Origin of the sequence: Geodermatophilus ruber (genome assembly GCF_900114385.1) — a bacterium.
Classification (GTDB): Bacteria; Actinomycetota; Actinomycetes; order Mycobacteriales; family Geodermatophilaceae; genus Geodermatophilus; species Geodermatophilus ruber.
Genome location: NZ_FOSW01000002.1, coordinates 463,569 through 478,232 on the forward strand (window position 1 = coordinate 463,569; position 14,664 = coordinate 478,232).

General features: G+C 76.4%; 14 protein-coding genes. 6 read left to right on the forward strand and 8 right to left on the reverse strand.

The annotated features are described in order from the left end of the window. Window positions 1-86: 86 nt before the first annotated feature. The gene (gene metF / locus BMZ50_RS04880) at window positions 87-989 is read left to right on the forward strand and encodes a methylenetetrahydrofolate reductase [NAD(P)H] (protein WP_091321779.1); all 903 of its coding nucleotides are present in this window, start codon (window positions 87-89) and stop codon (window positions 987-989) included. Here metF and BMZ50_RS04885 read toward each other — a convergent pair. Further along, on the reverse strand, window positions 953-1,612 hold the full coding sequence (locus BMZ50_RS04885; protein ID WP_091321781.1) for a hypothetical protein: 660 nt from the start codon (window positions 1,610-1,612) through the stop codon (window positions 953-955). The two genes, metF and BMZ50_RS04885, sit on opposite strands and share 37 nt — an antisense overlap. A 53-nt stretch (window positions 1,613-1,665) precedes the next feature. After that, window positions 1,666-2,463, reverse strand: coding sequence for an esterase/lipase family protein (locus BMZ50_RS04890; protein WP_091321783.1), 798 nt, complete (start codon window positions 2,461-2,463; stop codon window positions 1,666-1,668). Between the two features lie 68 nt (window positions 2,464-2,531). Between BMZ50_RS04890 and BMZ50_RS04895 the strand changes: the two genes are divergently transcribed. Together BMZ50_RS04895 and BMZ50_RS04900 are read left to right on the forward strand one after the other, a co-directional pair. Beyond that, window positions 2,532-3,188 carry a CDP-alcohol phosphatidyltransferase family protein gene (locus BMZ50_RS04895; RefSeq protein WP_091321786.1) on the forward strand — a complete coding sequence of 219 codons (657 nt, stop codon included), beginning with the start codon at window positions 2,532-2,534 and terminating at the stop codon, window positions 3,186-3,188. A gap of 97 nt (window positions 3,189-3,285) precedes the next feature. Next, a complete protein-coding gene (locus tag BMZ50_RS04900) occupies window positions 3,286-4,260 on the forward strand; it encodes a carbohydrate kinase family protein (RefSeq protein ID WP_091321788.1) in 975 nt (324 codons plus the stop codon). A gap of 51 nt (window positions 4,261-4,311) precedes the next feature. Here the strand turns inward: BMZ50_RS04900 and BMZ50_RS04905 are convergent, their stop codons facing one another. The 6 genes from BMZ50_RS04905 to BMZ50_RS04930 are packed head-to-tail and all read right to left on the reverse strand — an operon-like array spanning window position 4,312 to window position 9,643. Continuing rightward, window positions 4,312-4,965 (reverse strand): flavin reductase family protein, encoded by a 654-nt coding sequence (locus BMZ50_RS04905; RefSeq protein WP_245753353.1) that lies wholly within the window; start codon window positions 4,963-4,965, stop codon window positions 4,312-4,314. After that, window positions 4,962-6,098, reverse strand: a complete 1,137-nt coding sequence (locus BMZ50_RS04910; protein WP_091321789.1) for a glycosyltransferase family 2 protein — start codon at window positions 6,096-6,098, stop codon at window positions 4,962-4,964. Before BMZ50_RS04910 ends, BMZ50_RS04905 begins: the two co-directional genes overlap by 4 nt. Continuing rightward, the gene (locus BMZ50_RS04915; protein ID WP_091321791.1) at window positions 6,095-6,910 is read right to left on the reverse strand and encodes a carotenoid biosynthesis protein; all 816 of its coding nucleotides are present in this window, start codon (window positions 6,908-6,910) and stop codon (window positions 6,095-6,097) included. Before BMZ50_RS04915 ends, BMZ50_RS04910 begins: the two co-directional genes overlap by 4 nt. Beyond that, window positions 6,907-8,550, reverse strand: coding sequence for a phytoene desaturase family protein (locus tag BMZ50_RS04920; RefSeq protein ID WP_091321793.1), 1,644 nt, complete (start codon window positions 8,548-8,550; stop codon window positions 6,907-6,909). Before BMZ50_RS04920 ends, BMZ50_RS04915 begins: the two co-directional genes overlap by 4 nt. After that, window positions 8,547-9,134, reverse strand: a complete 588-nt coding sequence (locus tag BMZ50_RS04925) for a GNAT family N-acetyltransferase (protein ID WP_091321795.1) — start codon at window positions 9,132-9,134, stop codon at window positions 8,547-8,549. The genes BMZ50_RS04920 and BMZ50_RS04925 overlap by 4 nt, the downstream gene beginning before the upstream one ends. Then, a complete protein-coding gene (locus tag BMZ50_RS04930; RefSeq protein WP_091321797.1) occupies window positions 9,131-9,643 on the reverse strand; it encodes a YbaK/EbsC family protein in 513 nt (170 codons plus the stop codon). The genes BMZ50_RS04925 and BMZ50_RS04930 overlap by 4 nt, the downstream gene beginning before the upstream one ends. 220 nt (window positions 9,644-9,863) lie before the next feature. Here BMZ50_RS04930 and BMZ50_RS04935 point away from each other — a divergent pair, with 220 nt between their 5' ends. The 3 genes from BMZ50_RS04935 to BMZ50_RS04945 are packed head-to-tail and all read left to right on the forward strand — an operon-like array spanning window position 9,864 to window position 14,424. Next, window positions 9,864-10,178 carry a DUF6504 family protein gene (locus BMZ50_RS04935; protein WP_091321799.1) on the forward strand — a complete coding sequence of 105 codons (315 nt, stop codon included), beginning with the start codon at window positions 9,864-9,866 and terminating at the stop codon, window positions 10,176-10,178. Continuing rightward, window positions 10,178-10,660 carry an SAV_6107 family HEPN domain-containing protein gene (locus tag BMZ50_RS04940; RefSeq protein ID WP_091321801.1) on the forward strand — a complete coding sequence of 161 codons (483 nt, stop codon included), beginning with the start codon at window positions 10,178-10,180 and terminating at the stop codon, window positions 10,658-10,660. Before BMZ50_RS04935 ends, BMZ50_RS04940 begins: the two co-directional genes overlap by 1 nt. Continuing rightward, window positions 10,657-14,424, forward strand: coding sequence for a DNA polymerase III subunit alpha (locus tag BMZ50_RS04945; RefSeq protein WP_091321803.1), 3,768 nt, complete (start codon window positions 10,657-10,659; stop codon window positions 14,422-14,424). The genes BMZ50_RS04940 and BMZ50_RS04945 overlap by 4 nt, the downstream gene beginning before the upstream one ends. Window positions 14,425-14,664 lie beyond the last annotated feature (240 nt).

Here is a 14,664-nt window from a genome sequence, read left to right on the forward strand (position 1 = left end):
AGCGGCTCTCGCTGGTCCTGCTTCGCGCGGAGGGCGCCGGGTGGATGCGGCCCCGGCAGAAATCTCCGTCCGTATCCTTCCCTCCCATGACCCGCACCGTCCGCGAGCTGCTCGCCGGGGGGCGGCCGACGTGGTCGTTCGAGTTCTTCCCGCCCCGCACGCCGGAGGGCGCGGCAGGGCTGTGGACGGCGCTGCGCGAGCTGGAGCGGCTGCACCCGTCGTTCGTGTCGGTCACCTACGGCGCCGGCGGCTCGACCCGCGAGGGCACGGTGTCGGTGACCGAGCGGATCGCCACCGAGACGACGATGACGCCGCTGGCCCACCTGACCGCCGTCGACCACAGCGTGGCCGAGCTGCGGCACGTGGTCAGCCGGCTGGCCGCCGCCGGGGTGCGCAACCTGCTCGCGCTGCGCGGGGACCCGCCGGGCGCCGACCCGCAGGCCGAGTGGGTGGCCCACCCGCAGGGGCTGCGCTACGCCGCCGAGCTGGTCGAGCTGGTCCGGTCGATGGGCGACTTCAGCGTCGGCGTCGCCGCCTTCCCCGAGAAGCACCCGCGATCGCCGGACTACGACACCGACGTCGAGATGTTCGTCCAGAAGTGCCGCGCGGGTGCGGACTTCGCGATCACCCAGATGTTCTTCCGCTCCGAGGACTACCTGCGGCTGCGCGACCGGGTGGCGGCCGCCGGCTGCGATGTGCCGATCATCGCCGGGGTCATGCCGGTGACCAACGCCCGGCAGATCGCCCGCATCGTGCAGCTGTCCGGGCAGGCGTTCCCGGCCGAGCTGGCCACCCGGTTCGCCGCGCTCGACGGCGACCGGCCGGAGGACAAGGCCGCGGTGCGCGCCTACGGCGTCGAGGTGGCCACCGAGCTGTGCCGGACCCTGCTCGCCGAGGGGGTGCCGGGTATCCACTTCATCACCATGAACCGGTCGACGGCGACCCGCGAGGTCTACGCCAGCCTGGCGTCGCTGGCCCCGACGTCCTGAGCCTCCGCGGCCAGGGCGGCCGTCCGGGCCGCCGCCCGGCGCAGGCCCTCCCGCTCGGACGCGTAGCCGCCGAACACACCGACCACCGGCAGGCTGGCCAGGAACCGGTGGCGCAGCTTGCCCTTGGGGCGGCCGTCCAGCGCCTCGTCGATGCGGCTCAGCAGCCGGGCGACCCGCCACAGCGTGCGGAGGTTGCCGCCGAGACCCGCGCGGGACTCCCGGGGGCCGAAGGCCTCCTCCCGGTAGGTGCCCCTCGCGTGCTGCAGCAGCGGCTCGACGTGCGCGGCGGTCAGGTTGCGGTCGAGCAGCACCCGGGCCAGTAGCGACACCCGCGCGGCGGGGTCGGCCACGCCGTGTTCGGAGGCGACGCCACCGATCACGAGGACCTGCACCGCGGCCCCGACGGTGTTCTGCAGCGGCAGCAGGTCGGCGAGCTTGCCGGCGAACCGCGGCGCGGCGCTCACCCCGGCGGCGATGCGGGGCACCTGCTCGGCCCACCACCGGTCACGCTCGGCCTGGGAGAGCGCCGGTGAGCGGCCCAGCCGCCGCCCCAGCGGGGCGGTCAGCCGGTCGACCCGGCGGAGGACGTCGATCACGGCCGCGTCGCTGATCGGAGGAGCCATGGTCGAGCGCCTACCCGTCCGGCCGGCCGGGTCATGCGCGGGCGGGCGACCCGCTATCCGCCCAGCCGCGTGCAGTCGTCCGGCCCCAGCTCGGCTGGACCACCGGCCGCCAGCAGCTCCACGACCATCGCCAGCACCAGCGGGTCGGCCGGCAGCTCCTCGTGGGCGGGCCGGGCGTCGGCGCAGACCGACTGCACCGGCAGGTTCAGCGCCCCGTCGAGGCGTGCGGAGTCCGGCGGGGTGACCGTCGCGTCCTGCGTCGTCCAGATCGACACCCAGTCCGGCCCCTCGGGCGTCTCGTCGCCGGCATTGAGGCCGATGACCAGCTCGCTGTCGGTGGTCATCTGCTGGCAGCCGATCGGGCAGCGGGCGGGGGCCAGGGTGCGCGCGAGGTCGGCGACCGTGGTGCCGTGGTGCGGCGAGCCCAGGGTGAGGACCCGGCGGGCGACGTCGGCGCCGCCGTCGGCCACCCACAGCCGCGCGATCAACCCGCCCGCCGAGTAGCCGACGACGTCGACGCTCTCGGCGCCGCTCCGCTGGAGTGCGGCGTCGACCGCCTCGCCCAGCGCCCCGGCGGAGGCGAGGAGGTCGCCGGTGCCGTCGCCGGGCACGGCCACCACCGTCGCGTCGCGGCCCTCGGCGGTGAGGCGGTCGGCGAGCGGCTGCAGCGAGGCGGTCGACCCGCCGTAGCCGGGCACCAGCAGCACCGGCCCCGGCTCCGCCTCGGGAACCGCCTCTGGGTCACCGGCCCGGCCGGCCAGCAGGACCGCACCCCCGGCCAGGACCGCGACGACGAGGACGGCCAGCAGGCCGAGGACGAGGCGGCGGCCGGCGGGGCGGGGAGCGGACACGCCGCCACTGTGCCCGCCCGCGCCCCGGACGGTGCCGCCTGGTGGACTGCAGCCGTGGAGGGAATGCCGTGCTGAGCCGCGAGGAGTACCTCCGCGCGTGGTCGTCCTGGCACGGCGGCACCGATCCGGAGGGCAACCGGCTGGTGCGCGGCTGGCTGTCGGCCTCCTACTCCCTGGCCCGCTCCCTGGCCTTCCTGCCCCCGCTCGCGGCGACCGCGTCCGGTCTGGCGGTGGCCGCGGCCGCCGTCGTCCCCGCATGGGCGGGTGGGGCGTGGCTGCTGCTCGCCGGGGTGCTCGTCGGAGGGTCGGGCCTGCTGGACTCCCTCGACGGCGCGCTGGCCATCGCCACCGGCCGGGCGTCCCGCCGCGGCTTCGTGCTCGACAGCGCGGTGGATCGGGTGACCGAGGCCGCCTACGCCGCAGCCCTGTGGGGTGCCGGCGCGCCCGGCTGGCTGGCCGCGGCGTTCGGGGCGCTGTGCTGGCTGCCCGACTACCTGCGGGCCCGCGCCGGGCAGGCCGGGGTGGGGGAGACCGGGATCCTCTCGGTCTGGGAGCGGCCGACCCGGGTGATCATGACTGGGGCCACGCTCCTCGGCGCCGGAGTGATCTCCGGGTGGGGCGCGGCCGCGCCGGTGGTCACCAGCGGCGCGGCGGTCGGCTGCGCGCTCGGGGTCGTCGGGGTCGCCCAGCTGGGCTTCGCGCTGCGCCGGGCGCTGGCCGGCTGACTCCCGGACGGCGGTGTCGCGGCCGGGCTCCTAAGGTGTGCGGTGCTCAGCCCTGATCCGCGCGGGACGTCCGCGTGCGCCGCCCGAGGAGCGCTCCGTGCCCGTCGCCGTCACCGGCTCCATCGCCACCGACCACCTGATGACCTTCCCCGGGAAGTTCACCGAGCAGTTCGTCGAGGGCCAGCTGGAGAACGTCTCGCTGTCCTTCCTCGTCGACGACCTGGTGCAGCACCGCGGCGGCGCCGGGGCGAACATGGCCTACGGGCTGGGCCTGCTGGGCCTCTCGCCGGTGCTGGTCGGCGCGGTGGGCAGCGACTTCGCCGACTACGACGCCTGGCTCACCCGGCACGGCGTGGACACCGCCAGCGTGCACTGGTCGGAGCTCAAGCACACGGCCCGGTTCGTCTGCACCACCGACGCCGTCAACAACCAGATCGCGTCCTTCTACTCGGGCGCCATGGCCGAGGCCTCGTCGATCGAGCTGGCGCCGGTCGCCGCCCGGGTCGGCCCGCTGGACCTGGTGGTCATCGGCCCCAACGACCCGACGGCGATGGTGCGGCACACCCAGGAGTGCCGGGACCGCGGCTACGCCTTCGCCGCCGACCCGAGCCAGCAGCTGGCCTGGGCCGACGGCGAGATGATCCGCGAGCTGGTCGACGGTGCGGACCTGCTGTTCACCAACGAGTACGAGGCGGCGCTGCTGCTGCAGAAGACCGGGTGGACCGACGCGGAGGTGCTCGCCCGGGTCGGGACCTGGGTGACCACGCGCGCGGCCGACGGCGTCCTGGTGCGGCAGGCCGACGCCGAGCCGATCTCGGTGATCGCCGTCCCGGAGACCAGGCCGGTGGAGCCGACCGGGGGTGGGGACGCGCTGCGCGCCGGGTTCATCGCCGGCCGGATGTGGGGTCTGGGACTGGAGCGGGCAACCCAGCTCGGGTCGGCGGTGGCCACCGAGGCGGTCGAGGTGATCGGTACCCAGGAGTACGAGCTGCGCCGGCAGCCGTTCCTCGAGCGTTTCGCGGACGCCTTCGGGGCCGACGCCGCCGACGAGGTCGCCGTGCACCTGCTGTGACGCGATGACCCCGTGTCCCCGCCGGGAACCCCGCGGCCTTGCTGAGCCCGGTCACTGCTCGCCGCGGACCTGCTCGCCGATCGACGGATCCTCCGACCAGCGCTGGTAGGCGATCCGCCGGATCTCCTTGATCTCACCGATCGTCGACCACTCGTTGCCGCCGAGGCGGGCCAGCGGGCGCAGCGCCTCGATCCGCGGCCGGCCGTCGCGCACCGCGCCCTCTGCCACGGTGATGAGCTCCACCCGGCCGAAGACGACCGTGCTGTCGCCCAGCCGCAGCGTGGAGTGCAGCGTGCACTCCACCGCCACGGGGGACTCCGCCACCCGGGGGACGCCGACCCGCTCGCTCGGCGCCAGCTGGACGCCGCACTCCTCGGCCTCGCTGATCCCGGGCGGGAAGTCCGTGCCGGTCGCGTTGACCTGCTCGAACAGCGCCTCCGGGGTCAGGCTGATCGTGAACTCGCCGGTGGCCTCCACGTTGCGCAGTGAGTCCTTGCGGCCGACCGAGGTGAACTGCACGACCGGCGGGGACACGCAGGCGACCGTGTAGAAGGAGTGCGGCGCCAGGTTGACCACGCCGTCGGCCGACCGGCTGCACACCCAGGCGATCGGCCGGGGTACCACCACCGAGTTGAGCACGCGGTAGAAGGCGCCGCTCTCCATGGTCGTCGGGTCGAACCGCACGCGCGCATCCAGGCTGGTCACCCCGGCATCGTCTCGCGTCGCCCGGGCGGCGCGCCGACCGGGCGGCCGCGCCAGGACAGCGTGCCCCGGCGCCGGGCCAGCACCGACCGGGCCAGCAGGGCGTCGAACAGCAGCACCGACACCGGGTGGGCGAGCGCGTCCGGCCACACCCGGCTGCCGGTGGCCGCCGCCGACACCGCCCGGCCGGCCACCCCGGCGGCGTAGCCGGCCAGCCCGGTGCGCGAGCCGCGGAGCGCGGCCAGCGCCGGCAGCACCCACACCGCGGTCAGTCCGGCGGCCGCGGCGAGGCTCGCCGCCGGCGATCCGCCGACCGCGGCCCACAGGGACTTGGTGTAGCCGTCCCGCAGCGCCGGCCAGCCCTGGTACATCCGGCAGGCCGCGAGCCGGGAGCCGTCCACCGGCACCGCCCGCCCGCCGGCCCGCTTCACCGCCCGCGCGAGGGCGACGTCCTCGATGACCTCGCCGCGCACCGCGCCGTGGCCGCCCGCCCGCTGGTACGCCGCGCGGGTGAGGACCAGGAACTGGCCGTTCGCCGCGGTCAGCGCCGGGCGGGCGGAGCGCTCGGCCAGCCGCAGCGGCAGCGTGGTGGCCCACAGCCACGGCGCCAGCGGCTGCACGAGCCGCTCGGCGAGGCCGGCGGCCAGCGGGCGCGGCCAGGGAGAGACGAGGTCCAGCCGGTGGGCGTCCAGCACGGCGACGGCGCCGGCGATCGCGTCGGGGAAGAGCCGCACGTCGGCGTCGACGAACACCAGCACGCCGTCGTCCCCGGCCGCGGCGGCCGCGCCGGCCGCGCAGGCGTGCGGCTTGCCCAGCCAGCCCGGCGGCGGCTCCCCGGCGGCGACCAGCCGCACCCGGGGATCGGGCACCGCGCGGACGACCGCCGCGGTGGCGTCGGTGGACCCGTCGTCGACCACCACCACCCGCAGCTCGGGCACGCCCTGCGTGGCCAGGATCGCGGCCAGGCAGGCGCCGACGTGCTCCTCCTCGTCGCGCACCGGCAGGACGACGGTCACCGGCCGGCGCACCGCCGGGGGCGGGACCGGCGGGCGGCGGAGCAGCGCGAGGTTCGCCACGGCGTGCAGCGCCCCGCCGACCGCCGCGCCGGAGAGCAGGCGCAGCACCCGGCCGGTCACCGGCCCGAGCCGCGGCCGCTCGCCTGCACGGCCAGCGCCACGAGCACCGGGACGGCGATGACCACGCCCCAGGCGGCCGAGCCGGGCAGCTCCAGCCAGCCGGCGTGCGCCAGCGCGCCACCGAGGGTCATCCAGCCCAGGGCCAGCAGCGCCGGCCCGTCGCCGGCCCGGGGGGCACCGGGGGTGGTGCGTTCGACGAGCAGGTCGAGCAGGGTCATCAGCACCGCGCCGGCGAGCAGCCAGCCGGCCAGGTTGGTCAGCGGCACGGTGTCGATGCCGGGTAGCGAGGGCCGCGGGTGCGCCCAGGTCCAGAAGCCGGCCTGCACCATCTGCGGGTCCAGGACGACGTCCCAGCCGGCGAAGACGGCGGCCGCGGTGCCGACGCGGGCCGCCCGGCGGGGCCCGGGCCGGACGTCGCGGGTGAGCCGGCGGGCGAGCAGCCAGCTCGGCCAGGCCATCATCAGCCAGGCCAGCGGCACGAGGAACGGCACGCCGAGCAGCGTCGGGCCGAGGTCGTCGCTGTAGGTGTAGGTGCCGTAGGGGAAGCCGGTCGCCAGGCCCAGCGCCTCGAAGCCGACCGCGGTGGCCGCGACGAGCGCGAGCACGGCGAGCCCGGTGCGCGGCGTCCGGCTCGTGCCGGCGTGCACCACGGACAGCGTGGCGCCCACCAGCACGATGGCCCAGCTCACCGTGGTGCGGGCCGGGCCGTCGGTGAGCGGGTAGGCGATCGCGGTGAGGACGAGCAGCGCGGCCAGCGGCCAGGGCAGCGCCGCGGCCCGGACCCGCGGCCGCGGGGCGGCGAGGCCGGTCACCGTGACCCCCGCAGCCGCCCGACCAGCCGGCCGGCGGCCGCCCGGGTGCGCGCGGGCAGGCCGCGGTCGGCGAGGACGACGCGGGCCGCCGTCCGCCCGGAGTTGCCCGACACCCCGCCACCGGGGTGGGTGGAGGCGCCGGCGAGGTAGAGGCCGGGCAGCCCGGGGACGCGGTGCCCGGAGAGGGCGGGGGTCGGCCGGAAGCCGAACATGCTGGCCAGCCCCATCTCCACGTGCATGACGTTGCCACGCAGCAGCGACAGTTCCTGCTCCAGCCGCAGCGGCGTCTGCACGTACAGCCGCTGCACCGAGCCGGCGAACCCCGGGGCGAAGCCGTCGACGGCCGCGATCAGCCGGGCCGCCTCGGACCCGGCGAGCGCGTCCCAGTCAGCGCCGTCGGCCAGGGCGTACGGGTACCACTGCCCCCAGACGGTGACCACGTGCTGCCCGGGCGGGGCGAGGGTGTCGTCGTCGGCGGAGAAGGACATCGCCAGCGGCACCGGGGTGCGCGGCAGCCGGCCGGCCCGCCAGTCGCCGTGCGCGGCGGCGAGTTGCGCCCGGTCGGTGCACAGCAGCTGCAGGCCCCGCAGCGCCTGGGCGGGGGCGACCCCCGGATAGGCCGGCAGCGCGTCGGTGAGCGCCCGCACGACCAGGCCGAAGCCGTTGCCCAGCGGCGGTGCCGCCCCGGCCAGCGCGGGCGGGGCGTGCTCGCCGGCCAGGTCGCGGGTGGCCAGCACGTGGCAGGCGGCGACGACGACGGGGGCGCAGATCCGCCGTCCGGACATCGTCTCGACGCCGGTCACCCGGCCGTCGTCGACCAGCAGCCGAGCCGCGCCGTCACCGAGGGTGACCCGCCCGCCGTCGGACTCCAGCCGCCGGCGCAGGGCCTCGGTGAGCCCGCCCGAGCCGCCGACCGGGTGACCGGGCGGGACGTCGTGCAGCAGCGCCACCCAGCCGACCATGGCCGCGGTACCCGGCTCGGACATCGGCGGGCCGGACTGCGCGCCGAACCAGGCCAGCGCGGCCTTGAGTCGCTCGCTGGTGAACCAGCGGTCCAGCAGCGCGTCGCCGGAGCCGAGGAAGTCGACGGCGAGGTCGCCGCCGGGGGTGCGCGGCCGCCCGCCGGCGGGGGCGCCGAGCGGCCAGAACGAGCGGAGCAGCTGCGCGGGGCCGGGCCGGTCGCGGAAGGCGGCGACCACCGCCCGGCTGCGCGGCCCCCAGACCGCGACGAACTCCCGGTAGGCGGCGGCGTCCCCGGGGCCGCAGGCGGCGGCGATCGACGCGCAGGTGGCGTCGAGGTCGACGGAGAAGACCAGCGGCTGCCCGTCCGGGCCGGGATCGCCCGGCGCGGGGGCGGGGGCGAAGCCCCACGGGTCGCAGTCGAGGTACCGCAGGCCGTGCTCGGCGAGCGCGAGCTCCTCGACGATGCCGCTGTGCCGGATGATCACGTGCGCGCTCGACCCGCGGTCGACCCGGACGCCGGGCCAGCGCTCCACGGTGGAGACCGCCCCGCCCAGCACCCCGTCGGCCTCCACGACCTCCACCGAGAGCCCCGCGCGGGCCAGGTAGCAGGCGGCGACCAGGCCGTTGTGCCCGGAGCCGATGACGACGGCGTCGACGGCGGTACCGGCTGGGGTCACCGGCGGTCCGCGCGGAGGACCGACCGGTCCAGGGGGAGGCGGGCGCCCAGGATGGCGAAGGGGCGCGCGTCGCCGGGGAAGTGGTAGTTGCGGACCAGGTCGACGAAGCCGTCGGCGTGGTACAGCCGGAACGCCTTGGTGTCGCTGTCCGGGGTGGACAGCAGTGCCGCCGGGTAGGGGAGACCGGCCAGCAGGGCGTGCAGCAGCTGCCGGCCCAGGCCGCGGCTCTGGTGGTCGGGGTGGACGTGCAGCTCGCAGACCTCGAAGGCGCCGGTCAGCCACTTCTTCCCGGTCCGCCGGTCGAGGGCGGCTCGCACCTGGTCGTGCCACCACTGGCCCGGGGCGATGAGGTAGCCGTAGCCGAAGCCGGCCAGCCGCTCGCCGTCGGCGGTCTGGACGAACGCCCCCACCGCCCGGAAGCCGGGGCGCTCGGTGTGCTGGACGGCGTAGCCGTAGCGGCCCGCGACGACCGACGCCGAGTAGCCCATCGCGGCCCCGTAGATGGCCAGCGCCTCGTGCATGTGGTCGCGCAGCCACGCGGTGGGCAGCTCGGTGACCCGCGCGGCGGGGGTCGTTCCTGTCACGGGGCCACCGCCTCCGGCAGGACGGAGGGGCCGCTGCCGACCTCGGCGGCCGTGCCGTCGGTGAGCCGCAGCAGTTCGTCGTAGCTGGTGGGGAAGACGACGTGCGGGTGCCCGGCGGCGGCCCAGACCTGCGCGTACCGGGCGAGCTCCACGTCGACCAGCGTGCCTATCGGCTCCGGGTGCCCGATCGGTGCGACCCCGCCGATCGGCTGGCCGGTGTGCCGGCGGACGAACTCGGGCGAGCCCGGCGCGAGGGAGGGGACACCGAGCAGCGCGGCGACCGCGTCGACGTCGACCCGGTGGGCGCCACTGGTGAGCACCAGCAGCGGCGCACCGCCCGCGTCGAACAGCAGGCTGTTGGCGATGGCGCCGACCGGGACGCCGAGCTGCGCGGCGGCCGCCGCCGCAGTGCGGGCGTCGTCGGGCAGCTCGCGGATCTCGCCGGCCGCACCGGCCTCGGCGAGGAGACGGGTGATCGCGGCCACCCGCGGATGGTCGGCGCGGCTCATGGGCTGATCCTCCCATCGGCTCGGGCGGCACGCTGCGCCTCGCGCGCCGTCCACGGCCCCTGTGCGCCCCGCTTGACGTCGGCGGCAGGGTCGGGTCTACTCGACATCGTTCGAACATGTGTTCGAGCTATGTCGGTCTCCCGTCGCTCCCGGGTCCTTCCCCGCCCGGTGCGACGGGTCGGGGCCGATCGGGGCGGCGCGGAGCGGTGGGGAGTCTGTCATGAGCCGGGTGCTGGGTGGGGTCGGCGAAGAGGTGCAGGTCGAGCGCGGCCCGCTCGGCCCGGTGCAGTTCTGGCGCGGGCAGTCGCGGTACGTCGTCGGGGAGCTCCTCGACTCCTGGGTGGAGACCGCTCCCTGGTGGCAGCGTGGGGCGGAAGCCGTCGGCGGGGCCTCCGCCGAGCTGGTCGCGAACCGGGAGGTGTGGCGGGTCGAGGCGGTCCGGGCCGGGCGGTCGCGGATGAGCTTCGCGGGGGTGTTCGACCTGAGCTGGAGCTCGTCGGAGAACCGGTGGGCGCTCGTGCGGGTGCACGACTGATGGGCGCCGTCCGCGTCATGGCCGATCAGCTACCCCTGCCCCCGCCGCTGCCGGCGGCAGCCGCGGGGCTGCTCGACCAGGCCTACCGGGCGCTGAGCGAGGCCGGGGCGAGCACCGACCCGCGGCAGCGCTACGCCACCGCGCACCTGGGTGCCCTGCGCGCGGCCGCGGCGGTGCTGGCCGCCCGCACCCGACCGGAGTCCGGCCGTCGCCGCCCGCGCAGCGCCTGGGTGCTGCTCGGCCAGGTCGCGCCGGAGCTGGGGGAGTGGGCCACCTTCTTCGCCGCCGGTGCCGCCAAGCGGGCCGCCGCGGAGGCCGGCCTCTCCCACGCGGTCACCGTGCGGGAGGCCGACGACCTCGTCCGCGACGTCGGCGCCTTCCTCACCGTCGTCGAGAGCGCGCTGGCCAGCTCGCCGCCACCCCCCGAGCCGCCCCGGGCCGCCCGCCCGCGGGTGGTCGGCGGCTCCCGGCACCGGCGGTGAGCGCCGACCCTTTCGTCCACCTCCACGTCGCCTCGGGTTACTCCATGCAGTACGGGGCCAACCACCCGGCCGATCTCGTCGGCCGGGCCGCCGAGCACGGCATGCGGGCGCTGGCGCTGACCGACCGCGACGGGCTCTACGGCGCGGTGAAGTTCGCCCTCGCCTGCCGGGCGGCCGACGTCCGGCCGATCTTCGGGGTGGACCTGGCCGTCGTGCCCCCGGTCGACAGCACGGCGCCCCCGGCCCTCGCGCCGGTGCTCGGGAACGGGCACTCGCCGGAGCTGACCCGCGCCCGCCGCCCGGACGCGCCGCCCCCGCAGCCCCGCCGGCCCGGGGGCGGCCGCCGGGTCCCGGCCCGGGGCGGCGCCGGCGTCGACCTGCGGCTGCCGCGGGTCACCTTCCTCGCCCGCAACGGCGCCGGCTGGCGGTCGCTGTGCCGGCTGACCAGCGCCACCCACCTGCGCGGCACGCGCGGGGAGCCGGCGGGCTCGCTGGCCACCGCCGCCGAACACGCGGCCGGGCTGGTGGCGCTGTTGGGGCCCGACTCCCCGGTCGGCCGGGCGCTGGCCGCCGGACGAGCCGATGTCGCCGCCGCCCGGCTGGCCGCCTGGCGCGCGGTGTTCGGTCCCGGCTCGCTGGTGCTCGAGGTCGTGCACCACCGCGGCCGGGGGGACCGCTCCCGGGCGCAGGCGCTGCTGCGTTTCGCCGTCGCGCAGGGCGTGCCGGCGGTGCTGACCAACGCGGTGCGCTACGTCGACGCCCTCGACGCCCCCACCGCCGACGTCCTGGACGCCGCCCGGCGGCTGGTCCCGCTGGACCTGCGGCACGTCGACCGGCGCACCGCCGAGGGCTACCTGAAGTCGGGCAAGGAGATGGCCGAGGTCGCCGAGGACCTCGTCGGCCCCGACCGGGACGCGGCCCTGCGGCTGCTGGAGCGCACCGCCCGGCTGGCCGAGCAGTGCGCCGTCGACGTCCGCGCCGACCTCGGCATCGGCACCGTGCGCTATCCGGAGCTGGATGTGGTCACCACTCCCGCGGAGCGCGGGATGGGGCCCTCCCAGGTGCTGCGCGCCCGCTGTGAGGTGGGGCTGGGCCGGCGGGGGATGCCCCTGACCGAGCGGGTCCGGGTGCGGCTGGACGAGGAGCTCGCGGTCATCGACTCCCTCGGCTACCCGTCCTACTTCCTCACCGTGGCCGACGTGGTCGACCTCATCAAGAGCTTGAGGGTTCGGGCGGCGGCCCGCGGTTCCGGTGCCGGCAGCCTGGTCACCTACCTGCTGGGCATCTCCGACGTCGACCCGCTGCGCTACGGCCTGCTGATGGAGCGCTTCCTCTCCCCGTTGCGCCACCAGCTGCCCGACATCGACATCGACGTGGAGTCCGCCCGCCGGATGGAGGTCTACGACGCGGTCCTCGACCGCTTCGGCGCCCACCGGGTCAGCTGCATCTCGATGATGGACACCTACCGGGTGCGGCACGCCATCCGGGACGTCGGGGCCGCGCTCGGGCTGCCCCCGGCGGAGATCGACGCCGTGGCCAAGGCCTTCCCGCACATCCGCGCCAACCAGGTGCACGCCGCGCTCAAGGACCTCCCCGAGCTGCGGGCCAGCCGGTACGGATCCCGCCGGGCCGGCGGCACCGGCGACCTCGACCTGCTCTTCGACCTGGTCGCCCGGCTCGACGGCCTGCCCCGGCACATCGCCCTGCACCCGTGCGGGGTGCTGCTCTCCGACGCCACGCTGCTCGACCGCACCCCGGTGGAGAACAGCTACCTGGGCTACCCGATGAGCCAGTTCGACAAGGACGACGTGGAGGAACTGGGGCTGCTCAAGCTCGACCTGCTCGGCATCCGCATGCAGTCGGCGATCGCGCACGCCCTCGACGAGGTAGCCCGGGTCGACGGGAAGACCGTCGACATCGACGCCGTCCCGCGCGATGACCCGACGACGTTCGAGCTGATCCGCAGCACCCGCACCCTCGGCATGTTCCAGATCGAGTCACCGGGGCAGCGGGAGCTGGTCGGCAAGTTCGGGCCGGGAACGTTCGAGGACATCATCATCGACATCTCGCTGTTCCGGCCCGGGCCGGTGAAGAGCGACATGGTCACGCCGTTCCTCATGGCGAGGAACGGCTGGGAGGACGTCACCTACCCGCACCCCGACCTCGCCTTCGCCCTCGAGGAGACCGCCGGGGTGGTGGTCTTCCACGAGCAGGTGCTGCAGATCGTGGCGCAGATGGCCGAGGTCACCCTGGCCGAGGCCGACGAGGTGCGCCGGGCGCTGGGGGAGAGGGACGCCCATCCGGAGGTCCGCGCCTGGTTCATGTCCCGGGCCCTGGAGCGCTACCCGGTCGAGGTGGCCGAGCGGGTGTGGGAGGTGCTGGCCGCCTTCGGCTCGTTCGGCTTCTGCAAGGCCCACGCCGCGGCGTTCGCCCTGCCCACCTACCAGTCGGCGTGGCTGAAGGCGCACCATCCCGCGGCCTTCCTCGCCGGGGTGCTCACCCACGACCCGGGCATGTACCCGAAGCGGCTGATCCTCGACGACGCCCGCAACTTCGGCGTCCGGGTGCTGGGCCTGGACGTCAACGCCTCGGCCGGCACCTACCGCGTGGAGCGGATCCGGCCGGGGGAGGAGATGGAGGAGGAACCGTGGCGGCGGCCGGAGTGGATGCCGGCGGCGATGCCCGACCCGACCCGCTACGGCATCCGGCTGTCGCTGGCCGACGTGAAGGGCATCTCCGCGGAGGAGGTGACCCGCGTCGTCGCCGGTCAGCCCTACCGGTCGCTGACCGACTTCTGGCACCGGGCCGCGGTGTCCCGGCCGGTGGTGGAGCGGCTGGTGCTGGCCGGTGGGTTCGACTCCCTCTACGGCTTCGGGGTGCGCGACCGCGAGGCCGGCCGGCCCACCCGCACCCGCCGGCAGGTCACCCGGCGGGACCTGCTGCTGCAGATCGGGGAGCTGGACCGGTGGAGCCGTAGCGGGGCGAAGGCCGGCTCGGTGGGGCAGCTGAGCCTCGACCTCATGGGGCTGGAGCCGGCCGGCGAGGAGGCGGAGGAGCCCGGGCCGGGCTGGGCCGAGGGCAGCGGCCTGCCGGAGTTCACCGACGCCGAGCTGGTCCGCGCCGAGCTGGAGGTGCTCGGTCTGGACGCCAGCCGGCACGTCGTCGACTTCTACCGGCCCTTCCTCGCCGCGATCGGCGCGGTGCCGGCCGGGGAGCTGCTCACCTGCCGCAGCGGCGCGGAGGTGCTGGTCGCCGGGGTGAAGGTGGCGACCCAGACCCCGCCGATCCGCTCGGGACGCCGGGTGGTCTTCGTGACCCTCGACGACGGGACCGGCTGTGCCGACGCGACGTTTTTCGAGGACGCGCAGGGCCCCTACGCCGCGACGGTGTTCCACGGGTGGCTGCTGGTCATCCGGGGGGTGCTGCGCCGCACCGGCCCCCGCGGGGTGTCCCTGCGAGCCACCGGCGCCTGGGAGCTGCCGGCGCTGCACGAGGCGTGGGAGGCCGGCGGGACCGGCGCGGTCGCCGAGCTGATGGCCGCGCCCGGGCAGTACACCGAGCAGGCGATCGCCGGGGCGGCCGCCTCGCGGAACTCGCGACCGGTCATGGTGCGGCCGGTGCTGGTCCACCCGACCGGGTTCCGGATGTCGCCGTACGCCGACATCAAGCCCGCCGGCGAGGACACCCAGGGAGCGGCGCGACGCGCCGCCGCCGGGCCGCCCCGCAAGCTGTGGCACTCCAGCCCCGGCAGCTCCGGCCACTGACCGCCGGCCGGTACGGGGTGACTCCGGCCCGCGCCACCCCGCATCCGCTGCGCCTCACCGGATCGTGCAGCCGGCGCGGCCACGTACGGCGCCAGCCAGGGCTACCCCGACCGGGCGTCGAAGGGCGTTCGCAGAACACCGCTCGCGCACGGGCCGGACCGCTCTGCGGCCGGGAATCGGGCCGGCATTCCTCGCGTCGGTGCACCGCGGGCTGGGTAAGCGGGAGTGTCGCTCACCGTG